Consider the following 22,347-nt stretch of genomic DNA (forward strand, 5'->3'; position numbering starts at 1 on the left):
GGGGGGGGGGGGGTTCCCCCCCCCCCCACTCTCTGCCCCCCGGCCGGGGGGGGGGGGTTTTTCTATTCCACTCTCTCCCTAATCCACCCCCCCCCCCCCCCACCCCTCGTCAGGCGAGCAAGGAGTCCCCGGTTGGTTGCGCAGAACTCCGCCCGGGTGGTGGGTGCCCGGTGGGGCGGTGTGCGCGTGTCCGCGGTGGCCGACCGGGTTGACCGGCACGCCGCCGAGACCGGTGTCGCGCGGGCTGGCCACGAGGCCCGGGCGGGCGTTGAGCCAAAACGATTAGGCGCGGGTCACGGGCTCGTCAATGTGACGAATCGAGGCTGTCCATTCCGGGCTCGGGGCCTTACTCTGTGGACGTCTCGAACGCTGGCGGGCGCGGCGCACCCGGCACGCCTGCGCGCCCCAGCGTGCGAACGCCGATCAGGACAGGAGTTGCAACTTGAGCGAGCCGACGTACTACGCCCCCGAAGGTGGCCTGCCGTCGCAGACGACGCTGCTGACCGACCGCGCCATCGTGAAGGAGGCGTACACCGTCATCCCTCGCGGTGTCCTCCGCGACATCGTCACCAGCAACCTGCCGGGGTGGGACAACACCCGCTCGTGGATCCTCGCCCGACCCATCGCCGGGTTCGCCACCACCTTCGCGCAGTACATCGTCGAGGTCGGGCCGGGCGGCGGCAGCACGAAGCCGGAGCCGGAGAGCGGCGTGGAGTCGGTGCTGTTCCTGCTCACCGGCAACCTCGACGTGGTCATCGAGGGCGAGAAGCACCAGCTGACCCCGGGCGGGTACGCCTTCCTGCCGCCGGGCGCGAACTGGTCGGTGGCCAACACCTCCGACGCGGTGGCGAGCTTCCAGTGGGTGCGCAAGGCCTACGAGCACGTCGAGGGGATCCCGGTTCCGAAGGCGTTCGCGCTGCAGGAGCAGGACGTCGAGCCGACGCCGATGCCCGACACCGACGGCCGGTGGGCCACCACCCGGTTCGTCGACCCGAACGACCTCTCGCACGACATGCACGTCAACATCGTGACGTTCGAGCCGGGCGCGGCGATCCCGTTCGCCGAGACGCACGTGATGGAGCACGGGCTCTACGTGCTCGAGGGCAAGGCGGTCTACCGGCTCAACGACGACTGGGTCGAGGTCGAGGCCGGTGACTTCATGTGGCTGCGCGCCTTCTGCCCGCAGGCCTGCTACGCCGGTGGTCCCGGCAGGTTCCGCTACCTGCTGTACAAGGACGTCAACCGCCAGATCAAGCTGACCTGATCGACGGCGTGGCCCGGCGGAGCGGACCCGCCGGGCCGCCCCAAGACCTCGGTGCGCCACTGCACAGCCACGGCTTCCAGCTCACCAGATGAGCCAGGCACGTTGTCCGACAGGGCTTTTGCCGCCAGATCGCTCCAGAAGCCACTTCTGGTGCAGTGCGAGGAGGAATGTCGGCGCGTGCGCGCGGGAACTAGGCTGTACGTGATCCCCCGCCGTCTCCCAGAGCGCGCTTTGACCGGAATTCCCGACGTGACCACGCGCCCGATCACCGGGCACGGCGAGCTCGAGCTGTTCTCGCGGCTGCCCTACACCCTCAACGAGGAACTGGCCGACGACCTCGCCGCCGGCCGCCGACACCCGGGCTGGATGTGGGTCGCGCTGCGCGGTGGTCGGCTGCTGGCCCGGGTGGCCTGGTGGGGTCGACCGGGCGATGCGGCACCGCGGATCCTGGACGTGGTCGACGTCGACGACGCGGAACCCGACCGCGTGGACATCGGCGCGCACCTGCTGCGCACCGCGATGACCGCCACCCTGCCACTCGGGGCCCACCCTCCCGAGTACAGCCGCTTCGTCCCACCGGACTGGCGCGCGGATCCGGCGAGCGAGCGGGTCGTCGCGGATCGCGTGGCGGTGCTGGAGCGGGTGGGCGCCGAGCTCTTCGTGGAACGGCTGCGCCTGGTGTGGGAGCCGGGGACACCAGTGCCCGAGCCCAGCGGCCGCCTCCGGTTCCGGCCGGTCGAGGACGCCGCGGAGCTGGTGGACTTGATGACCGCTGCCCTGGACGGGACGTTGGACGCGCACTCCCGCGACGACCTGACCCGGATGTCGGCGCGCGAGGCGGCCATCGCGCAGTACGAGGACGAGTTCGCCCGCCTCGCAAGCCCCCGGCAGTGGTGGCGGATCGCGACGCTGCCCTGCGGGGAGCCGGTGGGCTTCGTCATCCCGGCCCACAACGGCTACAACGCCACGATCGCCTACCTCGCCGTGCTGCCCGCCCACCGCGGGAACGGCCACATCGACGACGTCCTGGCCGAGGGCACCCGCGTGCTCGCCGAGCAGCACGTCCCGCGCATCCGGGCGGCGACCGACCGCGGCAACACCCCGATGGCCGACGCCTTCCGCCGCGCCGGGTACGTCGAGTTCGAGCGCGAGATCAAGATGACCTGGAGCTGACCGCCCGGATCCCGGCGAACAGGTCGTGCTCCGGCAGGCTGGTGGGCACCTCGGACCGGGCGAGGTGGTAGTCCTCGGTGGGCCAGACCTCGCGCTCGACCTCCCTGGGGTGGGCGAAGAACGGGTTGTCCGGGCCCATCTGCGTAGCGTGCGCGAGCGCGGCCCGGTCCCTGGTCGCGAAGTGCTCGGCGCAGTGCACGCGGGTGGTGACCTCCAGTTCCGGGGCGTCGGCGGGCCATTCGGCGAGCACCGGCCCCATCAACGACTCGATGCCCCGGTGCAGCATCGCCTCGTGCAGGGCTTGGAACCACTTCCGGGACAGCGCGACCTGGTAGTAGAGCTTGAGCGGCTGCCAGGCCGCCCCGGCGTCCGGGTGGCGCGCCGGGTCCCCTGCCGCGTCGAAGGCCGCGACCGCGACCTGGTGGGTCTTGATGTGGTCGGGGTGCGGGTAGCCGCCGGACTCGTCGTAGGTGATGACCACGTGCGGCCGGAACTCCCGGATGACCGCCACCAGCGCGGCGACCGCGACTTCGGTGGGCTCCAGCGCGAAGCAGCCCGCGGGCAGCGGCTCGCCCCCAGCGGGCAGTCCGGAGTCGGTGAACCCGAGGAACTGCTGGCGCACACCGAGGACCTCGGCCGCCGCCGCCATCTCCCGCCTGCGGACCTCGGCGATGTCCTCCCGGACCTCCGGCCGGTCCACCGCCGGGTTGAGCACGTCACCGCGCTCGCCGCCGGTGCAGGTCACCACCAGGACCTCCGCCCCCTCCTCGGCGTAGCGGGCCAGCGTCGCGGCGCCCTTGCTGGATTCGTCGTCGGGGTGGGCGTGCACGGTCATCAGGCGCAGGGTCATGGTCACTCCCCTTTCCGGGATGGGAACAGGAACGCGGGGACGAGGCTCAGCGCGCTGAGGCCGAAGGCCCACCAGAACGTGTCGCCGAACGCCACCGCCGGGTCCGGGTCGCCGTTCTGCAGCACGACGACCAGCAATGCTGTGCCGAGCGAACCGCCGACCCGGTTGAGCACGTTCACCGCGCTCGCCGCTCGCGGCGCCTCGTGCCGGGCCACGCTGCTGTAGACCGCGGCCATGCCGGGCGCCATGGTCAGGCCCATGCCGATGCCGCGGAGCACCAGGGAGGCGGTCAGCAGCCAGCCCGGTGGTCCGGCCGCGAGCTGGGTGAAGGCCAGCGTGCCCACCAGGGAGGCGCTGATGCCGGTGAGCAGCAGCGGGCGCGGCCCGAGCCGGTCGGTCAGCCGCCCTGCCAGGTAGGTGGTGATGGCCGTGCCGAGCGCCTGCGGGGCCAGCAGTAGCCCGGCTTCCAGCGCGTTGACCTGCTGGACCTGTTGGTAGTACAGGGAAATCAGCAGCATCGAGCTGTACAGCGAAGCACCGAGCAGGAACGAGTTGCCGGTGGCGGCGGCGAACCCTCGTCTGGCGAAGAACCGCAGGTCGATTAGCGGCACCCCAGCGCTGCGCAGCGCGTGCACCACGTAGGCGACAAGCAGCGCCACCCCGAGCAGCAGCGGCAGGAGCGTACCCGGCGCGGTGAAACCGCCCGCGTCCCCCGCCACGGTGAACCCGTAGACCAGGGCCGCCAACCCGGGCGAGATCAGCACGAGCCCGCGCAGGTCCAGCCGGTTCTGCGGGACCCGCGAGCCGATCGACGGCAGCCACCGCACCGCGACCAGCAGCACAGCCGCGCCGATGGGCAGGTTGACCAGGAACATCCACCGCCAGTCCAGGCCCTGCACGACCAACCCGCCGAGCACCGGGCCGAGCACCGGCGCGAACATCACCGGCACCGAGGTCACAGCCATGACCCGCCCCATCCGGGAGGGCCCGGCGGCTTGGGCCACCATCGCCTGGCCGATCGGCTGCATCATCCCGCCGCCGATGCCCTGCACCACGCGGAACGCGATCAGCGCCGGGGCGGACCACGCGAGCCCGCACAGCGCCGAGCCGCCGACGAACACCGCCACCGAGCACAGCCACATCCGCTTGGCGCCGAACCGCTCCGCTGCCCAGCCGGAGACCGGCACCACCACCGACACCGCGAGCAGGTAGCCGGTCAGCACCCACTGCACCGTGCTCAGCGGCGCGCTCAGGTCCTGCGCGACCGCGTCGATGCCGACGTTGACGATCGTCGCGTCCAACCCGGCCAGCACCGCGGCGCAGAGCAAGATCCCCGCGGCGCGCCACATCTCGGCGTCCGTTCCACCAGCGGACTTCGCCGCGCGGGCGCTCGCCGGAGCCGTCATGGTCACCTCCTCCATTCGAAAGACCGGAGCGAACTTATGTCGAACCCATTAATTAGGTCAAGCCTAATCACTGGGTCTGGGCTAAGCTGGGTGCCATGGGCACGACGGGGTTGCGGGACCGGCGCAAGCGGCAGACGCGGCAGGAGATCTCCAACATCGCCACCCGGCTGTTCACCGAGCGCGGGTTCGAGGACGTGACGATCGCGCAGGTCGCCGCGGCCGCCGGGGTGGCGAAGATGACCGTCACCAACCACTTCCCGCGCAAGGAGGACCTGGTCCTCGACATCCACGAGGAGTTCGCCGCGCGCCTCGGCGAGGTCGTCGCCGACCGCCGCAAGGGCGAGTCACCGCTGGCCGCGCTGCGCCGCGCCTACTTCGAGGACCTGGCCCGGCGCGATGCGATGCTCGGCTTCTCCGGCCCGGACTTCGCCCGCCTGCTCGCCGGGAGCCCCACCCTGCTGGCCCGGCTGAGGGAGATCCACGAGGAGCGGGAGGCCCCGCTGGCGGCCGCGCTGGCCGACGAGCTCGACGGATTCGCCGCCGCGCTCGTCGCCGCGCACGTCGTCGCCGCGCACCGGACGTTGTTCCGCGAGGTGCAGCGGCGCGCGCTAGCCGGGCAGGACCACGACGAGATCGCCACCGCGGTCGAACCGCTGGCGGTGCGCGCCTTCGACGCGCTGGAGCGGCTGCTCGACTAGGCGCGGTCCGGGGCCGGTGCGGTCGCCAGGTGCTCGGCGACGAGGTCCAGCAGGGAGTCGACCTCGTCGGGGTCGTAGCCGCCCGCCTCGGCCTCACTGAACGCCGCGCAGCGCACCTCGTCAGCGGTCAGCGAGTCGTCCCCGCGCAGGGTCGCCGCCACCCGGTCGAGCAGGGCGTCGACCTCGTCCACGTCGTAGCCGCGCTCCCCCGCCGCCGCCTCGCTGAACACCACGCTGCTGATCGCCTCCGCGGTGAGCTTCGGGGTGGTGCGCATTCGGCGGAAGGCCTGGGCGATCGGCATCCGCTGCGCCGGGATGGCCCGCCCGCGCGGCGCCAGGTGCTTGAGGCTGGCCGAGACCATCACCAGGAACGCCACCACCCCGGCCTCCTGGTAGCCGGGGTGGCCGGGCTTCGGCGGGTTGAACCGGGCGGTCAGCAGGTCCTGCGCGGTCAGGGTGTCGGCTCCGCGCAGCGTCGCCGCGACGCGGTCCACGAACGCGTCCACCTCGGCCTTGTCCAGCGCTGGCTGCTGCGGTCCGGCCTGGTCGAAGCCGGGGTGCGCCACCAGCTCGGGCTGCTCGATCCGCGGCACGGCCTGCTGCTCGGCGCGCCGCACCACCCGCGACCCCGGCTCGGTGCGCCGCACCACCGGCCGGTTGCGCTCCTCCTGGACCTCGCGCTTCATCAGGGTGAGCGCGACCTGGTCCAGGAACGCGTCGACCTGCGCCTTCTTGTAGGCGCGCGAACCCCGCTTGCGCGTGCTGAACCGGACGGTCAGCACGTCGCGCGCGGTCACCACCCGCTTGCCGCGCAACGTCGCCACCACGCGTTGCAGGAACGCGTCCACCTCGGCCTCGTCGTAGCCGCGTTCGCGGCGCCAGGCCCTGGCGAAGACCACGTTGCGCACGTCGTCGGGGGTAAGCATCGGCGTGCCTCCAGGCGAGCGGGTTCCACCGGACGCATCCCCGGCCACCGCGCCGGGCCCCGACTCGCCCGTTCTGCGCCGCACAGCTTGCCCGGGCAGCCCCACGAGATCAAGCCCCTGCACCGCGGGCAGCAGCGCGACTGCGCCGGGTGGCGCAACGTCAAGCGGCGTGGTGGCTGACCGGGCGGAGGTGCCGGCGCTCGGTCTCGTCGTCCTGGTCCGGTGGCTCGGCCGCCCGCCCGGTGCCCGCCCGGTGCCCGGGTGGCGCGGCGGCACCCGGTTCCGGGGCGTCGCGGTGGTCGTGGCGCACCACGACCAGCAGGACCAGGCCCGCGACGAGGAAGCCGTGCGAGAGCAGCCGCGCAGCGGGGACCGCTTCGTTGAGCAGGTCGACCACGCTGAAGCCGACGAGCACCACCAGGAAGGCCGAAAGCACCGGCAGCAGGCCAGGAGCCGTCCGCGGCCGCACCGCGCTCAGCAGCAGTCCCACGCCCAGCGCCACGTTCCAGGCCGTGCTCTCGTTGAACAGGTGGGCGCTCAAGTGACCGCCGTGGCCGAGGTCCGCCGACCCGATCACCTGCACCAACCCGAGCAGCAGCTGGCACAGCGCCACGCAGGCCAGTAGCAGCCTCGGCCAGCGCCGCCGGTGGGGACGCGCCGCCAGCACACCACCGACCAGGTCGGGGGTGGGTTCGGCCGGGCGGACGCGCAAGCGCCGGGTCAGCTCGGCCGCACCGCGCTGCCACTCCCGGCAGTCCCCGCAGTCCGCCAGGTGCTCGTCGAGCTCCGCCGCGGGCATCGGCGGGTCCTCGCCGTCCAGCCGCGCTGAGATCCCCTCGCGAAAGTGCGAACAGTCCACGTCCATCCAGTCGTCGCCCGCGTTCCCGTAGTTCCCGGTCTCACCCGATTTCCTCGGATCGGCGTCGGCGGCCCCCCAGCAGGTCCTCCCGCGCTCGCGCGACCCTGGAGCGCACGGTACCGACCGGGCAGCCGCACACCTCGGCGGTCTCCTGGTAGGACAACCCCAGGACCTGGGTCAGCAGCAGCGCTTCCCGCCGCTCCGGATCCAGGTCGTCGAGCATGACGGTGAGCTCCACCAGCTCCTCGAACCCGCGCCGCGGGGTGTCCACCAGGGCCGCGTCGACCGGGGACACCGGCCGCGCGCGTTCGTAGCGCACCTGGTCGACCGCCACCCGGCGGGCGATGGAGAGCAGCCAGGTCCGCGCCGAGGAGCGCCCTTCGAAGCGGGGCAGGCTCCGCAGCGCCCGCAGGTAGGTCTCCTGGGCCAGGTCGTCGGCGCTGCGGGCACCGGCGAGGTGGGCCAGGAAGCGCCACACGTCCCGTTGCGTGGCGCGGACGAACGCCTCCAGCGCGGCCCGATCACCGCGGCCCGCGGCGAACGCGAGGTCGGTCAGCCGGGCGTCGTCGACCGCGGAGCTGCTCATGATCACGCAGGCTACCGCCGGAGCACGTCGACGAGAACGCTTGCTGGCCAGGCCTTCTCAGCCGGTGGATCAAATCTGGCAAATCCCGTTCTCACACCGGTCGCGCGAACCGCCGGGAACCGGAGCGGCCCCCGGCACGACTGCTACTGCGACGGGGCCGAACACGCCGAGGAGCAGCATGTCAGTCGAGGAGTCCACCGCCCGGGAACCGGCGGCGCCACCGCAGCGGCCGAACGAGCCGTGGTGGCCAGCGCTGCGACCACTGGTGCGGCGCCTGCACTTCTACGCCGGCGTCTTCGTCGGCCCGTTCCTGGTCGTGACCGCGTTGACCGGCCTGCTCTACATCTTCTCCCCACAGCTGGAGCAGGCCCTCTACGACCACGAGCTGCACGTCCCGCCGGGGCCGACCACGCAGTCGCTCGCGACCCAGGTCGGCGTCGCCCGCGATGCGCTGCCCGGCGCGGAGCTGGCCGCGGTGCGCCCGGCGCCGACCCCCACCGACACCACGCGGGTCATCTTCGACAACCCCGACGTGGCGGGCAGCTACTACCGCACGGTGTTCGTCGACCCGCACACCACCGAGGTCCGCGGCGTGCTGGAGACCTACGGCAGCAGCCAGTCGCTGCCGGTGCGCACCTGGCTGGCCCAGCTGCACCGCACCCTGCACCTCGGGGAGGTCGGCCGGGTCTACAGCGAGCTGGCCGCCAGCTGGCTGTGGGTGGTGGCGCTCGGCGGGCTGCTGATGTGGGTGCGCCGCAAGCGCAGCAGCGCCCGGTCGCTGGTGGCTCCCCGGTTGCGCGGCGCGGGTCGCCGCCGGGTGCTGTCCTGGCACGGATCGGTGGGCCTGTGGGCCTGCGCGGGGCTGCTGTTCCTGTCCGCGACCGGCCTGACCTGGTCGCTGTTCGCGGGCGAGAACGTCACGCAGTTGCGCTCGGCGCTGTCCTGGGAGACCCCGTCGGTGGCCACCGACCTGCCGCACCCGCCCAGCGGTGACGTCGGCTTCGACCAGGTGCACGCCGCCGCGATCGCGCACGGGGTGACCGGGCCGGTGGAGATCACCGCACCCGACGACGGCGCCTACAAGGTCGAGCAGACCGAGCGGCACTGGCCCACGCAGCTGGACGCCGTCGCGGTGGACCCGGGCAGCGGGCAGGTCGTCTCGGAACTGCGCTTCGCCGACCACTCGCTGGTGGCCAAGCTCGCCCGGTGGGGCGTCGACGCGCACATGGGGCTGCTGTTCGGCCTGCCGAACCAGCTGGTGCTCGCCGCGCTGGTCCTCGGGTTGGCCAGCATGGTCGGCATGGCCTACCGGATGTGGTGGCTGCGCAGGCCGACGCGTGGTTTCGGCGCACCACCGGAGCGTGGCGCCTGGCGGCGGGTCCCCGGGCGGGTCCTGGCGCCGATCATCCTCGCCGTCGCGTTCGTCGGGTACGCGCTGCCGGTGCTCGGTGCGTCCCTGCTGCTGTTCCTGGCCATCGACGTCGCGCTGGGCGCGCGCCGCCGGACGGAGGTCTGATCGTGGTGGAACCCCTGCTGCTCCGCTGGCTCCTGACCGCGCTGTTCACCGCTTCCGCGCTCTGGGGCCTGCACCGGTTGGTCCGGGCGGAGCCGATCTCACCGGTGTCGGCCCGCGGCGTGGCGGGCCAGGAGGTCCCGGGGACCCCGGCGGTGCGGATCAGCGCTGCTGCGCACGTCGTCATGAGCGCGGCGATGATCGCGATGTGCTGGCCGTGGGGCATGGCGCTGCCCGTCATCCCGCAGCTGGTGGTGTTCGGGGCCGCGGTGGCCTGGTTCCTGGCGCTGACCGCCAACGCCCGCTGGTGCACCGGGCACCGCCGGTGGCAGCAGGCGCACCACGCCGTGATGGCGGCCGGGATGTGCTGGATGCTGGCTGCGATGCCCGCCCTGATGTCGCACCAGCCGACCGGGTCCGGTCACGGGCACCACCACTCGATGGGCGCCGGGGTCCTGGCCTCGGCACCGGCCACCGCCCCGGTGAACGCGGTGGCGGTCGTCTGCCTGGTGCTCGGCGGCTACTTCGTGCTGACCTCGCTGCCGTGGCTGTCGGTCGCGGTGGACATCGGCAGGTGCGCCCGGACTCGACCGCAGCGCGCGGCCGCGTACGAAGCGGCCTGCCACGCCGGGATGGCCGTGGGGATGGGGGTGGTGCTGCTGACCCTGGCGTGACCGGTCCGCAGTGGACGGTCACGGGGCGCGCAGGACCGCCACCGGGCAGGGCGCGCGGTTGACGACCGCGTGGCTCACCGAACCGAGGAAGGTGCGCCGGACCGGCCCCCGGCCGTGGCTGCCCACCACCAGCAGGCTCGCCTGCTCGGCTTCCCGCAGCAGCGCCTCGGTGGGCTTCTCCGGCGTGACCACGCGCCGGACCGCCACGTCCGGGTACTGCTCGGCCCAGCCCGCCGTCGACTCCGCGAGCACCTCCTCGGCCTCCTCCCGGACCTCCGACCAGGGCAGCTCCCACTGCGAGACCCACTGGAACGGGTCCAGCGGCAGGTCGCTCCAGGCGTGCACGGTCACCAGGTCGCAGCGGTTGCGGGAGGCGAAGTCGAAGGCGAAGGCGATCGCGGCCCGGCTGGTGGCCGACCCGTCCACGCCGACCACCACCGGCGCCCCGCCCGGTTCCTCGCGGCTCCCCCGGACCACCACGACCGGGGCGCCACCGCGCTTGGAGAGCAGCTCCGCCGAGGTCGACCCCACCCCGACCGACGCCGCCAGCCGCGGCCCGCCGAGCACCAGCAGCTCGGCGTCGGCGGCCAGCGCGGCGAGCACCTGGGCGGGGTCGCCGAAGGGAAGTTCGCTGCGCACCGGCAGGTCGGGGTCGATCCGCTGGCACTCCTCGGCGAGTTCGGCGAGCTCGCGCCGCAGCACCTGCTGCAGCGGCTCGGACACGTCGCCCTCCCCCGGCACCCGGATCGCCGTGTGCTCCTCGAACGGCCAGGTCAGCGCGTGCACCAACAGCAGCGGCCGACCGCGACCGGCGGCTTCCCGCGCCGCCCACCGCACCGCGCGCCGGGACGCCTCCCCCAGGTCGAAGCCCACCACGACCGCCTTGCTGCCCGCCTCGGACATGCCGCCCCCTTCCGCCCGGCTCCCCTCCCATGTTGCGCCACCCCGGCACCGGGTGGTCAGGGCACTTCGTCACCGGCGGTCGGGCAGTGACCATCGGCTCTACCTCCGCCCGCGATCGCCCCGACAGGGTGGAGGACAGCGCAGCGACGGAGGGACGAGGATGAACACCACCATCACGCCAGTGGGCAGCCTGACCTCAGACGAGGTGCGGGACGTCCTCGTCGCGGCCACCGCCGCACCGTCGCTGCACAACTCCCAGCCCTGGCGGTTCCACTGCACACCGAGCGCGATCGAGCTGCACGCCGACACCTCGCGGGCGATGGACGTCGCCGACCCCGACCACCGCGAGCTGGTGCTGGCCTGCGGCGCTGCGCTGCTGAACCTGCGCCTGGCCGTCCGCGCCAGCGGGACCACCCCGGACGTCCGCCCGCTCCCCGACCAGGCGCGACCCGACCTGCTGGCGGTCGTGCGCCCGGCGGCGCGGCGCCCGGCCACCCCGGCGGAGCGGGAGCTGGCCGCGGCGATCCCGCGGCGCCGGACCAACCGCAAGCCCTTCCACCACGACCCGGTGCCCACCGCGCTCCAGGCGTCGCTGCGGCAGGCCGCCGAGGTCGAGCGGGGCTGGCTGGCCGTCCTGGACCCGCCGCAGCGGCAGGCGCTGTGCGAGCTGAGCCGGCGCGCCCACCAGGCCCAGCTCGCCGACCCGGACTTCGTCGCCGAGTGGCAGCGCTGGACCGGCCGCGCCGAGGGCCTCCGCGAGGGCGTCCCGGCCCGCAGTAGCGGCCCGACCCCGGAACCGCAGGACGAGTTCGTGCTGCGCGACTTCAGCGGCGGCACCGCGCGCACCCGGGTGGCGGGTAAGGACTTCGAGCCGGAGCCGCTGATCTGCGTCCTGGGCTCCTTCCAGGACTCGCGGCACGCGCAGCTGCAGGCGGGGATGGCCATGCAGCGGGTCCTGCTGACCGCGACGGCGAACGGCCTGGCCAGCTCGTTCCTCTCCCAGGTGGTCGAGGTCCCGGCCACCCGCCGGGAGCTGCGGGAGCTGATCGGCGGCGGCCTGTGGCCGCAGATCGTGCTGCGCGTCGGCTATGGCTCCCCCGTGCCCGCCACCCCACGGCGCCCGCTGGAGGAGGTCGTGACCGGCGAACTCGCGCCGAACCACAGCGGCTGAGCACCACGTCGAGTCCGAAGTGGACACTGGTTGGCGGCCCCTGCGTTGACGCCGGGCGGAGCGTCCCTGGTAGCGTTTTAAGTCAGTCACCTGATTTAACCGCGGCCAGGGCCCCCGCTCGCCGCTGCGAGGAAGGCCAGCATGTCGACGCTCCCCGCCGAACTCGACTTCGACCCCGACGCCCTGCGCGAGCGCTACCGGGCGGAGCGCCAGCGCCGGGTCCGCCCCGACGGCAGCCAGCAGTACCACCGCGCCGAGGGCCGGTTCGGCTACTACGCCGAGGACCCCTACGTCGCCCCAGGGTTCACCCGAGACCCGATCCGCGACCGGGTGGACGCCGTGGTGGTCGGCGGCGGCTTCGGCGGCCTGCTCGCCGGGGCGCGGCTGCGCCAGGCCGGGCTGGAGCGGATCCGGATCGTGGAGAAGGGCGGCGACTTCGGCGGCACCTGGTACTGGAACCGCTACCCGGGCATCCACTGCGACATCGAGTCCTACGTCTACCTCCCGCTGCTGGAGGAGGTCGGCACCATCCCGGGGTGGAAGTACTCGCCCGGCGAGGAGATCCGCCAGCACGCGATGGCCATCGGCCGCACCTTCGACCTCTACCGCGACGCCTGCTTCCAGACCGCGGTGCGCGAGCTGCGCTGGGACGACGGCGAGTGGGTGGTGCGCACCGACCGCGACGACGAGGTGCGCGCGACGTACGTGGTGATCTCCAACGGCACCCTCGACCACCCGAAGCTGCCGGGCATCCCCGGCATCGAGACCTTCACCGGGCACACCTTCCACACCAGCCGCTGGGACTACCGCTACACCGGCGGCGGACCGGACGGCGGCCTCACCGGGCTGGCCGACAAGCGGGTCGCGGTGATCGGCACCGGCGCCACGGCCGTCCAGGTCATCCCGCACCTGGGCCGCGACGCCCAGCACCTCCACGTCTTCCAGCGCACCCCGTCGTCGGTGGACGTGCGCGGCAACCGGCGCACCGACCCGAGGTGGGTGGCCGCCCTGGAACCCGGCTGGCACGCCCGGCGCCGGGAGAACTTCCAGGCCGCGGTCACCGGGCACGAGGTGGCCGAAGACCTGGTGTCCGACGCCTGGACCGCCAGCGGCCAGGTGCTGGGCAAGATCATCGCCACCGACGCCCACGCGCACCACCCGGGCGAGGAGTGGGAGCGCCTCGAGGAGGTCCTCGACTTCCAGAAGATGAACGAGCTGCGCGCCCGCGTCGACGAGGTCGTCGACGACCCGGCGACCGCGGAACTGCTCAAGCCCTGGTACCGCTACGGCTGCAAGCGGCCCACCTTCAGCGACGAGTACCTGCAGACCTTCAACCGCCCCAACGTCACCCTCGTCGACACCGCCGACACCGGCGGGGTCGAGCGCATCACCGAACGCGCGATCGTGGTCGGCGGCGCGGAGTACGAAGTGGACTGCATCATCTTCGCCACCGGCTTCGAGGTCGGGAAGTCCGACGCGATGACCGGGCGGCTGCCCGTGCACGGCAGGGACGGGGTCGGGCTGCTGGAGTCGTGGGCGACCGGGGGCGTGCGCACGCTGCACGGCTTCTGCAGCAACGGCTTCCCGAACCTGTTCCACCTGGGGTCGCTGCAGAACGCCCCATCGGTGAACTTCGTGCACGTCCTGGACGAGCAGGCGATCCACATCGGCGCGGTGGTCGCCGAGGCGCGCAGGCGCGGGGTGGAGCACGTCGAACCGACCCGGGAGGCCGAAACCGCCTGGGTGGAGACGATCCGGGCCACCGCGCCGGACCAGGAGCGCTTCGCCGCCGAGTGCACCCCGGGCTACTACAACAACGAGGGCACCCCGCGCGGTCCCCGCCAGACCTACGGTCCCGGCCCGGCCGCCTTCCAGCGGCTGCTGCGCGAGTGGCGCGAGGGCGAGGGCATCAACGAGGTGCTCGGCGATGCGCGCTGAACCGACCCGCTACGGACCTGCCGGGTCGCCGCGCAGCGAGCGGTGGCGGATCGAGCGGCTCACCGAGGCCAACCCGCTGTGGGGCTCCAACGGCATCGCGTTCGGCCCGGACGGGCGGCTCCACGTCGCGCAGTACGTGGCCGGGCGCATCAGCGCCGTGGACCTCGACTCCGGGGACGTCGAGGTGGTGGTGGACCTGGACGGTCCGGTCCAGTCGCCCGACGACCTCGCCTTCGGCGCCGACGGGTCGATGTACATCACCGACCTCACCCCCGGCCGGGTGTGGCGGCGCGCGCCGGACGGCTCCTTCACGCTGGTCACCGACGAGGTCGCAGTGCCCAACGGGATCGCGTGCGTCGGTGATCGGGTGTTCGTCAACGAGATGCGGCCGGGCGGCCGCGTGCTCGAGGTGACGCCCGGCGCGGAGCCGGTGGTGCTCGCCGACGGATTGGCCATGGGCAACGCGATGCAGCTCGGCCCGGACGGCTGCCTGTACTACCCGCACATGCTCACCGGCGAGGTCCACCGCGTGCCGCTGGGCGGTGGTGCGCCGGAACTGGTCGCCGAGGACGTGCACGCCCCGGTGGCGGTCCGCTTCGACCAGGGCGGGGTGCTCACCGTGCTGTCGCGGGGCGCGGAGGGCATCGTCACCCGGATCGACCTGTTCGGCACCGGCGACCGCGCGGTCGTGCCGGGCGAGGTGTCCGGAATGGACAATGCCGCGTTCGACGCCGAGAACCGCATGTTCGTGTCCAGCTTCGCCGCGGGCGGGATCGCCGAGCTCGCCCCGGACGGCAGGGCCCGCGAGGTGGTGCCGGCCGGGCTCGTCGGCCCGTTCGGGGTGGCGGTGCACCGCTCCGGCACCGTGTTCACCGGCGACAACTACCGGCTGGCCAGCCTGGCGGAGGGCGAGGTCAGCACGCGCGAGCTGCTGGTGTTCAGCCACGGTGTCGCCGCCGACGACCACGGTCGGGTGCACCTCACGTCGCAGTTCGGCGACGTGCGCAGCTACCAGCCGGAGGACCGGGTGCTGACGACCCGCGCCCGGGAGCTGTCGCGGCCGACCGGTGTCGCCGCACGCGCGGACGGGAGCCTGGTGGTGGCCGAGACCGGCGCCGGACGCGTGGTCGCCATCGCCGAGGACGACGTCCTGACCGTCCTGGCCGAGGGCCTGGACTCCCCGGTGGACGTCGCGGTCGACGAGCAGGACCGCTGCTACGTGACCGACGAGCGGCGCGGCACCGTGTCGCTGGTCGGCGCGGACGGAACCTCCGTCGTGGCCGCGGGTCTCGACGCACCGCAGGGCATCGCCGTGCTCGACGGGGAGTTGTTCGTCGTCGAGACCGGTCGGCGCCGGTTGCTCGCGATCGACCCGGCGACCGGTGCGCAGCGCGTCGAGGCGCAGGACCTCGCCGTCGGCCTGCCACCGGGCACGGCGCGCCCGCAGCCCGAGCTGTTCAACTGTGGACTGCCCGGCGTGCCGGTGCCGTTCGCGGGGGTGGCCGCTGGTGCCGACAGCTCGCTCTACGTCTCCGCCAACGGCGAGGGCAGCGTGCTGCACCTGCGCCGCTGAGGAACACCCGCGCTCCGATCCGCCTTTCGGGCGATGCTGGGTCTTCCGGCCCAGCGCGCTGCGACTTCCGCACCGATCGCCGCCTCGTCGGCAGGCGCAGTTCGGGTCTAGCACACCAGTTGTTCATCATCGGATGATTCGGTGATCGAAACCGGGGTGCCGGAATTCCGAGGAAGGCGGTCGACGATGGCCCTTGCCGAACTGGGGCGCCGCAGGGCGCTGAGCGCCGCGGTCGCGGCCGGTGCGCTGCTGCTGTCCACACCGGCGGCCACGGCTGCCGAGGCGCTGCGCACCGACGCGCAGTTGTTGGCGCCCGGGGTGAGCTACCGGCCCTTCGAGATGTCCACAGCGCACGGTCCGGTGGTCGGCTACCTGCTCACCGCCGACCTGCGCGTGCCCAGCGTCGAGCTCGACCTGCTGCACCCGGGTTCGGTCGCCGCGCGCGACGAGGTACCGGACATGACCAACGCCCGGGGCGCGATCGCCGGGGTCAACGGCGACTTCTTCCACATCAGCGAGGAGCACGAGGGCATCCCGGCCACCGGGTCCTCGGTCGGGCCGGCGATCGCCGACGGCCACGACCTCAAGGCGGCGGTGCCCGACGGCCAGCGCTTCGGTCCCGCGCTGCCCGCCGGGACGTCCACTGAGGACGTCTTCGGCGTCGGCGTCGACCGGCGGGCGCGGGTGTCCAGCCTGGAACTCGACGGCCTGCTCCGCAGCGGCGGCCGGACCGCCGAGATCTCGGGGCTGAACCAGTACGCGCTGCCGGTGGACGGCATCGGCGCCTACAACGCCGACTGGGGCGTGGTCTCGCGCGAGCGAGCGGTGTGCGGCACCGACGACGACCGCTCGGCACCGTGCAGCGAGCAGACCGAGGAAGTGGTGGTCAGCGACGGCGTGGTGACCGCCACGCAGGACCGCCCCGGTGCCGGGGGCATCCCGGCCGGGACGGTGGTGCTGGTGGGCCGCGAGGGCGGTGCGGCCGAGCTGGAGGAGCTCAAGCTCGGTGATCGCGTCGTGGTCGAGACCCACCTGTCGGCGGCGGAGACCCCACCGCTGGACTTCGCCGTCGGCGGCTTCCCGATCCTGCGCGACGGACGCCCCCTGCCCGGCCTCGACACCGAGGAGCTCGCCCCGCGCACCGCGGCCGGGGTCAGCGCGGACGGCCGGACGGCCTACCTGCTCGTCGTGGACGGGCGGTCGACGGCCAGCACCGGTCTGAGCGTGCGCGAGACGGCCGACCTGCTGGGCTCTCTCGGCGCGGTGGACGGGGTCAACCTCGACGGCGGTGGCTCCTCGACCGTCGCGGTGCGCGAACCGGGCCAGGACCTGGCCACGGTGCGCAACGTGCCCTCCGACGGCGTGCCGCGCCCGGTCGCCAACGGGGTGGGCATCTTCTCCCGCTGATCCCCTACCGGAAGGCGCGGGCGACGTACTCGGCGGCCTCCTTGGCGGCGTTGGCCTTGCGGGCGATCTTGTGGTTGGCGCCGAGGAGGAGTCGCAGCTGGTAGGCGCTTTCCAGGCGGAACGCCTGCCACGGGGAGACGTGCCAGGCGCGCTGGAACAGGCGCTTGGTCGCCGCCACCGCGTCCGGGGAGCGGGTCGCGAGCTGCTCGGCCAGCGCCAGCGCCGCCGCGTGCGGATCGTCGGCGACCTCGGTGACCAGGCCGAGCTCGCGCGCCCTGGTGCCGTCGACGACCTCCGCGGTCATGGCCAGGCGCTTGGCGACGTCCATCGGCAGCAGCTCGCGCAGCGTCGCGGTGCCGCTCATGTCCGGCACCAGCCCCCACTTCGCCTCCATCACGGAGAACTGGGCGTCGGGCGTGGCGAACCGGAAGTCGGCGCCCAGCGCGAGCTGGAGCGCCCCGCCGAAGCAGTGCCCGCGGACCACGGCCAGGACCGGCACCGGCAGCCGCCGCCAGACCCAGCACGCTTCCTGGTAGAGGTTGGTGGAGCGCCACGGGGGCCGGAGGAAGTTGCGCATCATCTGGCGCTGGTTCTTGCCCACCGAGGCGAAGTCGAGCCCGGCCGAGAACGAGCGCCCGGCGCCGCTGAGGACCACGGTGCGCACCGATCGGTCCGCGCGCACCTGCGCGGCGGCGTCGACCAGCCCGCGCAGCATGGCCAGGTCGAGTCCGTTGAGCCGGTCCTCCCTGGTCATGGTGACGTGGGCCAGCGGCCCGTCGATCTCGACCGACACGCGATCCGACATCTGCGACTCCTCGGGGTCAGCGGGGACCATCTGATCCTACTGGTCGGTAACATATCCGGGCCCGCACCCCTGATCAACGACGCAGCGTCATCGCGACGTGTTCTCCATCGCCCTTTCGCTGGAGCCCACGCGCCGGGTTGACAACGGACAGTGCTCGATTCACCCTTCGAGGCGTGAACCTGTCTGACAGCCGGACAGCTGGGCCCGGGGTCCAGCGCGTCAGCGCGATGGAGGCCGTGCTGGCCCACCTCCGCGACGCCATCGCGCGCGGCGAGTACGCGGTCGGCGCCAAGCTGCCCTCCGAAGCGGCCCTCGGCAAGGAGTTCGAGGTCAGCCGGTCGGTGGTGCGCGAGGCCCTGCGCGGCCTGCAGGCCCTCGGGCTCACCGTGTCGCGCACCGGCAAGGGCACCTTCGTCGTCGCCGACGAACCGGTCGACAACCCGAGGTTCGGTTCCTACTCGGCGCGGGACCTGTTCGAGGTGCGCCGCCACGTCGAGATCCCGGCCGCGGGTTACGCCGCCCTCCGGCACACCACCGACGACCTCGGCCTGCTGCACGACCTGCTGGAGCGGATGGCCCGCGAGACCGACGGCACCGCGTGGGTCGCGCTGGACTCGCTGTTCCACATCACCGTCGCCCAAGCTTCGGGCAACCCGGTGTTCGGCAAGGTCATCGAGGAGATCCGGGACGCCCTGGCCAGGCAGTCGGCGTTCCTGAACCAGCGCGGGGACCGCCGCGCCGAGTCCGACGCCGAGCACCGCAGGCTCGTCGAGGCCATCGCCGGCGGGCAGCAGGACGCCGCGACCGAGGCGATGGCACACCACCTGGCCAACGTCGAACTCGCGCTCAGCGACCTCGTCGGGCGCCCCCGCTGACCCGGCCGCCCGCGCGGACCAAGCCCTGACAACGCTTTTCGAGGAGGACCCCGAGATGAACGCCGCTCCCCCGGTCGGAGTGCCCGCGCACGCCCCGCTGGTGCACGTGCTGCGAGACGGCATGGTGGAGAGCGTGCACCACGGCTCGGTCGTGGTGCTGGGCCCGGACGGATCGACGCTGTTCCAGGCCGGTGATGTCGACACCGCCTGCTACCCGCGCTCGGCGGCCAAGCCGATGCAGGCGGTGGCCATGGTCCGCCTCGGTCTGGCGCTGCCACCGGAGCTGCTGGCGCTGACCGCCGCCAGCCACTCCGGCGAGCAGGTCCACCTCGACGGCGCCCAGCGCGTGCTGGCCGCGACCGGGTTCGCCGAGGACGACCTCGGCAACCCGGCGGACCTGCCGTTCGACCCGATCGAGCGCGAGCGCTGGATCGCGGCGGGCCGACCGGCGCGCAAGCTCGCGCACAACTGCTCCGGCAAGCACGCGTCGATGCTGTGGACCGCGCACGAGAACGGCTGGTCGACGGAGGACTACCTAAACCCGGCCCACCCGCTCCAACGCGAGATCGCGGCAACCGTCGAGGACCTCACCGGGCAGCAGATCGCTCACGTGGCCGCGGACGGCTGCGGAGCCCCGCTGTTCGCCGTGTCGCTGCGCGGGCTGGCCACGGCGGCCGGTCGGATCGCCAGCGCGCCGCCGGGATCGCCGGAGGACCGCGTCGCGCAGGCGGTCCGGGCGCACCCGGAGATGGTCGCCGGAACCCGCCGCGACGCCACCGCGCTGATGAGGGCGGTGCCGGGGCTGATCGCCAAGGACGGCTTCGAAGCGGTGCAGATCGCCGCCCTGCCCGACGGGACGGCGATCGCCGCGAAGATCGCCGACGGCACCGACCGCGCCCGCCTCCCGGTCACCCTGGCGGCCCTGGCCCGCGCCGGAGTCGCCCCGGAAGCCCTCGCCCCGTTCACCAACCCCCACCTCGTCGTCGCCGCCTGACCACACCACGATCCCGCCGACCCGACCTCGCGGGCCCCAGCCAGAACACGCACCACACCCCCGCGAACCGCCGGGACCCCGCAGTTTCAATTGAAACTGCGAACCGGCGGCGTGTCGGACACCGACTTGCCGTGGGCGTGTCGGTGCTGTGCGATTCCAATGGAAATCGATTCGGGACGGACGTCGCGGCCGCTTTCTGCCTGGTGCCGGGTGTGGCCGTGCCGGTGCGGGTCGTGAGCGCGCACCCGGTGTGGGGCCCGGATGCGCGCTCACGACCTCCTACCCCCGCCGCGGTGGTCAGGTGTACCAAGTGGGTTCGGGCAGTTCGCCGAGCAGCACGTAGCGCCCGACCTCGACCCGCTTGTAGGCCACCGGGTCGTGCAGGCTGTGGGTGCGCAGGTTCCGCCAGTAGATGTCCAGGCCGACCGAGTTCGCCGTGGCCCGCGCGCCGGTCACCTCGAAGATCCGGTTGCTGACCTCCAACCCGGTGTCGATGATGCGCTGCTTGGCCGCCGCGACCAGCACGGCCACCTCGCCCCGCTGCTCCGGGGTCAGCGCCTCCCGCTCGGCGTGCAGCAGCTCGGACAGCTGCGCGTTGGCCTTGTCGACCAGGGCTTCGGCGGCCCACAGCTTCGCCTGCAGGTCGCCGAACGCGTCGAGGATGTAGAACTCCTCGGTCGCGGAGTCCTTGTTGTCCCCGCCGTAGGGCCAGGGGCGGGTGCGCGCGGTGGTGTAGGACCGGCCCGCTCCCAGCGCGGCCTGCGCGATGCCGAGGTAGAAGTTGGCGAACACCAGCTGGATCGTCGGCACGTTCAGGGTGTTGTAGGTCAGGGCCTGGAACTGCTTGTCCACGTAGCCCGCGGCCGCGGACCAGGGCACCCGCACGTCGGAGACCACCACGCTGCCGGACTCGGTCAGCCGCTGGCCCAGGTTGTCCCAGTCGTCGCCGAAGGTGATGCCGTCCTGCTCGGACGGGACGATTGCGAACACGTGCTCGCCGCTGCCCTCCAGCACGCCTTCCAGCACCGTCAGGTCGGAGACCTTGCTGCCGGTGGAGAAGGACTTCTTGCCGCGGAACACCAGCGCGTCGCCCTCGTCGGCGATGAGCAGGTCGTCGTCGCGCGGGTTGACCGCGCCGCCGAAGAAGAGGTTGCCGGTGGTGTAGAGCTCCTCGACGGCGGCGATCTGCTCCGGGGTGCCGACCAGCCGCGCCGCCCACGCCCACAGGTAGTGGTAGCCGAGCAGCTGCCCGATCGATCCGTCGCCCTTGGCGACCTCGCGGATGACCCGGTAGGCGGTCTCCCAGGTCTGGCCCGCGCCGCCGTGCTGCTCCGGGCCGAGCAGGGTGACGAGCCCGGAGTCCTTGAGCAGCCGCACCTCGGTGCGCGGGGTGCGGTTGGCCCGGTCCCGCTCGAGCGCGTCGGTCGCCAGCACGGCCGCGACCTGCGCCGCCCGCTCGATCCAGCCCTCCGGGGTGGTCGGTCTTGCTTCGCCGGTCCAGTCCTCAGTGGTCATCGGTGGTGCCCCTCTCCTGTTGTCAACGAGCGTTGCCGACGCCGGCGGGGTCGCCGGTGCGGTCGAGGTCGGCTTCGAGTTCGCGCACGATCGGCAGCACGTGCCGACCGAAGTGCTCGACGTCCTCCAGGTAGTGCAGGAACCCGAGCAGCAGGAGGTCCGCGCCGCGCTTCTTGTACTCGATGATCCGGTGCGCGATCTGCTCCGGGGTGCCGACCAGCCCGGTACGGAAGCCGTCGTTGTACTGCACCAGGTCGGCGAACTCCGAGTCCGCCCACATGCCCTTGCCGTCCGCGGTGGACTTCCCGGCCTGGCGCACCGCGGACCGGAACCCCTCCACCGCGCCCACGTCGGCCTTGTCGATGATCTCGCGCAGCACGTCGCGCGCCTGCGCCTCGGTGTCGCGGGCGATCAGGAAGCCGTTGAGGCCGAACCGCACGGTGCGCCCGTGCTCGGCGGCGGTGGCCCGCACGTCGGCGACCTGGTCGGCGAAGCCGTCGAAGTCCTTGCCGTTGCTGAAGTACCAGTCGGCGACCCGGCCCGCGACCCGCCGCGCCGCGGTGGAGTTCCCGCCCTGGAAGATCTCCGGGTGCGGGCGGCCGGGCACCTGGTGGGGCTGCGGGCGCAGGCTGAAGTCGTGGATTCGGTAGAAGTCGCCGCTGAGGTCGAAGTTCGACTGGGTCCACAGGCCGCGCAGCACCCGGATGAACTCCTCCGTGCGCCGGTAGCGCTCGTCGTGCTCCAGCCACGGTTCGCCGAGCCCGGTGAACTCGTCCTTGAACCAGCCGCTGACGATGTTCACCGCGAAGCGGCCCTGGGACAGGATGTCGGCGGTGATGCCGAACTTGGCGAGGATCGCCGGGTGCCACAGGCCCGGGTGCGCGGCGACGATGAGCTTCAGCCGCTCGGTGGCCAGCAGCAGCCCGAGGCTGAACGCGGCCGGGTCGTGCTGCTGGGCGGCGCCGTAGCTGGAGGCGTAGCGCACCTGGCTGAGGGCGTACTCGAACCCGCTGCGCTCGGCGAGCACGGCGAGTTCCCTGTTGTAGTCGAAGCCGAACTCCGTTCGTTGCTCGATGGTGCTGGTGACCAGGCCACCACTGACGTTGGGCACCCAGTAGGCGAACTTCAGCGGTTCGGCGCGGCGTGCGTCGGACATGCTCATCTCCTGTCACGCGTGGTGCGGTGCTGCCGGAGGGCGCGCTCGACCGGCGCGGGAA

General features: G+C 72.9%; 20 protein-coding genes. 11 read left to right on the top strand and 9 right to left on the bottom strand.

Going from position 1 to position 22,347, the window contains the following annotated elements; genetic code table 11:
* The first annotated feature begins 442 nt into the window (after positions 1-442).
* Entirely contained in the window at positions 443-1,264 is an 822-nt protein-coding gene (locus ABT324_RS28635; protein ID WP_351183766.1) for a bifunctional allantoicase/(S)-ureidoglycine aminohydrolase, read from the top strand.
* 249 nt (positions 1,265-1,513) lie between these two features.
* Positions 1,514-2,437: a GNAT family N-acetyltransferase gene (locus ABT324_RS28640; RefSeq protein WP_351183768.1), complete on the top strand. Its 924-nt coding sequence runs from the start codon at positions 1,514-1,516 to the stop codon at positions 2,435-2,437.
* Here the strand turns inward: ABT324_RS28640 and mca are convergent.
* Positions 2,418-3,287 (bottom strand): mycothiol conjugate amidase Mca, encoded by an 870-nt coding sequence (mca, locus tag ABT324_RS28645; protein ID WP_351183770.1) that lies wholly within the window; start codon positions 3,285-3,287, stop codon positions 2,418-2,420. The genes ABT324_RS28640 and mca overlap by 20 nt on opposite strands.
* A gap of 2 nt (positions 3,288-3,289) precedes the next feature.
* Positions 3,290-4,693: a DHA2 family efflux MFS transporter permease subunit gene (locus ABT324_RS28650; protein ID WP_351183772.1), complete on the bottom strand. Its 1,404-nt coding sequence runs from the start codon at positions 4,691-4,693 to the stop codon at positions 3,290-3,292.
* A gap of 95 nt (positions 4,694-4,788) precedes the next feature.
* On the opposite strand from ABT324_RS28650, the gene ABT324_RS28655 reads away from it, so the two are divergent.
* Positions 4,789-5,391, top strand: a complete 603-nt coding sequence (locus ABT324_RS28655) for a TetR/AcrR family transcriptional regulator (protein ID WP_351183774.1) — start codon at positions 4,789-4,791, stop codon at positions 5,389-5,391.
* Here the strand turns inward: ABT324_RS28655 and ABT324_RS28660 are convergent.
* The 3 genes from ABT324_RS28660 to sigC form a co-directional block, all read right to left on the bottom strand.
* The gene (locus tag ABT324_RS28660) at positions 5,388-6,317 is read right to left on the bottom strand and encodes a DivIVA domain-containing protein (RefSeq protein ID WP_351183776.1); all 930 of its coding nucleotides are present in this window, start codon (positions 6,315-6,317) and stop codon (positions 5,388-5,390) included. The two genes, ABT324_RS28655 and ABT324_RS28660, sit on opposite strands and share 4 nt — an antisense overlap.
* A 160-nt stretch (positions 6,318-6,477) precedes the next feature.
* Positions 6,478-7,176 (bottom strand): zf-HC2 domain-containing protein, encoded by a 699-nt coding sequence (locus ABT324_RS28665; RefSeq protein ID WP_351183778.1) that lies wholly within the window; start codon positions 7,174-7,176, stop codon positions 6,478-6,480.
* Positions 7,177-7,216: 40 nt separating this feature from the next.
* Entirely contained in the window at positions 7,217-7,762 is a 546-nt protein-coding gene (sigC, locus tag ABT324_RS28670) for an RNA polymerase sigma factor SigC (RefSeq protein WP_351183780.1), read from the bottom strand.
* 178 nt (positions 7,763-7,940) lie between these two features.
* On the opposite strand from sigC, the gene ABT324_RS28675 reads away from it, so the two are divergent.
* Together ABT324_RS28675 and ABT324_RS28680 are read left to right on the top strand one after the other, a co-directional pair.
* Positions 7,941-9,278, top strand: coding sequence for a PepSY-associated TM helix domain-containing protein (locus ABT324_RS28675; RefSeq protein ID WP_351183782.1), 1,338 nt, complete (start codon positions 7,941-7,943; stop codon positions 9,276-9,278).
* Between the two features lie 2 nt (positions 9,279-9,280).
* Positions 9,281-9,949 carry a DUF5134 domain-containing protein gene (locus tag ABT324_RS28680; RefSeq protein ID WP_351183784.1) on the top strand — a complete coding sequence of 223 codons (669 nt, stop codon included), beginning with the start codon at positions 9,281-9,283 and terminating at the stop codon, positions 9,947-9,949.
* A gap of 18 nt (positions 9,950-9,967) precedes the next feature.
* On the opposite strand, the gene ABT324_RS28685 is transcribed toward ABT324_RS28680, so the two are convergent.
* On the bottom strand, positions 9,968-10,852 hold the full coding sequence (locus tag ABT324_RS28685) for a universal stress protein (RefSeq protein WP_351183786.1): 885 nt from the start codon (positions 10,850-10,852) through the stop codon (positions 9,968-9,970).
* Positions 10,853-11,012: 160 nt separating this feature from the next.
* On the opposite strand from ABT324_RS28685, the gene ABT324_RS28690 reads away from it, so the two are divergent.
* The 4 genes from ABT324_RS28690 to ABT324_RS28705 all read left to right on the top strand — a co-directional run bounded on the left by ABT324_RS28690 (position 11,013) and on the right by ABT324_RS28705 (position 16,941).
* A complete protein-coding gene (locus ABT324_RS28690; protein ID WP_351183788.1) occupies positions 11,013-12,023 on the top strand; it encodes an Acg family FMN-binding oxidoreductase in 1,011 nt (336 codons plus the stop codon).
* Positions 12,024-12,164: 141 nt separating this feature from the next.
* On the top strand, positions 12,165-13,961 hold the full coding sequence (locus tag ABT324_RS28695; RefSeq protein ID WP_351183789.1) for a flavin-containing monooxygenase: 1,797 nt from the start codon (positions 12,165-12,167) through the stop codon (positions 13,959-13,961).
* On the top strand, positions 13,951-15,534 hold the full coding sequence (locus ABT324_RS28700) for a hypothetical protein (RefSeq protein ID WP_351183791.1): 1,584 nt from the start codon (positions 13,951-13,953) through the stop codon (positions 15,532-15,534). The genes ABT324_RS28695 and ABT324_RS28700 overlap by 11 nt, the downstream gene beginning before the upstream one ends.
* Positions 15,535-15,720: 186 nt before the next feature.
* Positions 15,721-16,941, top strand: coding sequence for a phosphodiester glycosidase family protein (locus ABT324_RS28705; RefSeq protein WP_351183793.1), 1,221 nt, complete (start codon positions 15,721-15,723; stop codon positions 16,939-16,941).
* A 4-nt stretch (positions 16,942-16,945) separates the two neighbouring features.
* Here the strand turns inward: ABT324_RS28705 and ABT324_RS28710 are convergent, their stop codons facing one another.
* Positions 16,946-17,746 (bottom strand): crotonase/enoyl-CoA hydratase family protein, encoded by an 801-nt coding sequence (locus tag ABT324_RS28710; protein WP_351183795.1) that lies wholly within the window; start codon positions 17,744-17,746, stop codon positions 16,946-16,948.
* A gap of 227 nt (positions 17,747-17,973) precedes the next feature.
* Between ABT324_RS28710 and ABT324_RS28715 the strand changes: the two genes are divergently transcribed.
* Both ABT324_RS28715 and ABT324_RS28720 read left to right on the top strand, forming a co-directional pair.
* On the top strand, positions 17,974-18,621 hold the full coding sequence (locus tag ABT324_RS28715) for a FadR/GntR family transcriptional regulator (protein ID WP_351183841.1): 648 nt from the start codon (positions 17,974-17,976) through the stop codon (positions 18,619-18,621).
* 55 nt (positions 18,622-18,676) lie between these two features.
* Complete coding sequence (locus ABT324_RS28720; protein WP_351183797.1) at positions 18,677-19,615, top strand: asparaginase; 939 nt, start codon at positions 18,677-18,679, stop codon at positions 19,613-19,615.
* A 297-nt stretch (positions 19,616-19,912) separates the two neighbouring features.
* Here the strand turns inward: ABT324_RS28720 and ABT324_RS28725 are convergent, their stop codons facing one another.
* Together ABT324_RS28725 and sfnG are read right to left on the bottom strand one after the other, a co-directional pair.
* Positions 19,913-21,130 carry an acyl-CoA dehydrogenase family protein gene (locus ABT324_RS28725; protein WP_351183799.1) on the bottom strand — a complete coding sequence of 406 codons (1,218 nt, stop codon included), beginning with the start codon at positions 21,128-21,130 and terminating at the stop codon, positions 19,913-19,915.
* 22 nt (positions 21,131-21,152) lie between these two features.
* Positions 21,153-22,292 carry a dimethylsulfone monooxygenase SfnG gene (gene sfnG / locus ABT324_RS28730; RefSeq protein ID WP_502949814.1) on the bottom strand — a complete coding sequence of 380 codons (1,140 nt, stop codon included), beginning with the start codon at positions 22,290-22,292 and terminating at the stop codon, positions 21,153-21,155.
* Between the last annotated feature and the right edge of the window lie 55 nt (positions 22,293-22,347).

This window comes from Saccharopolyspora sp. NPDC000359, assembly GCF_040300525.1.
GTDB lineage: Bacteria > Actinomycetota > Actinomycetes > Mycobacteriales > Pseudonocardiaceae > Saccharopolyspora.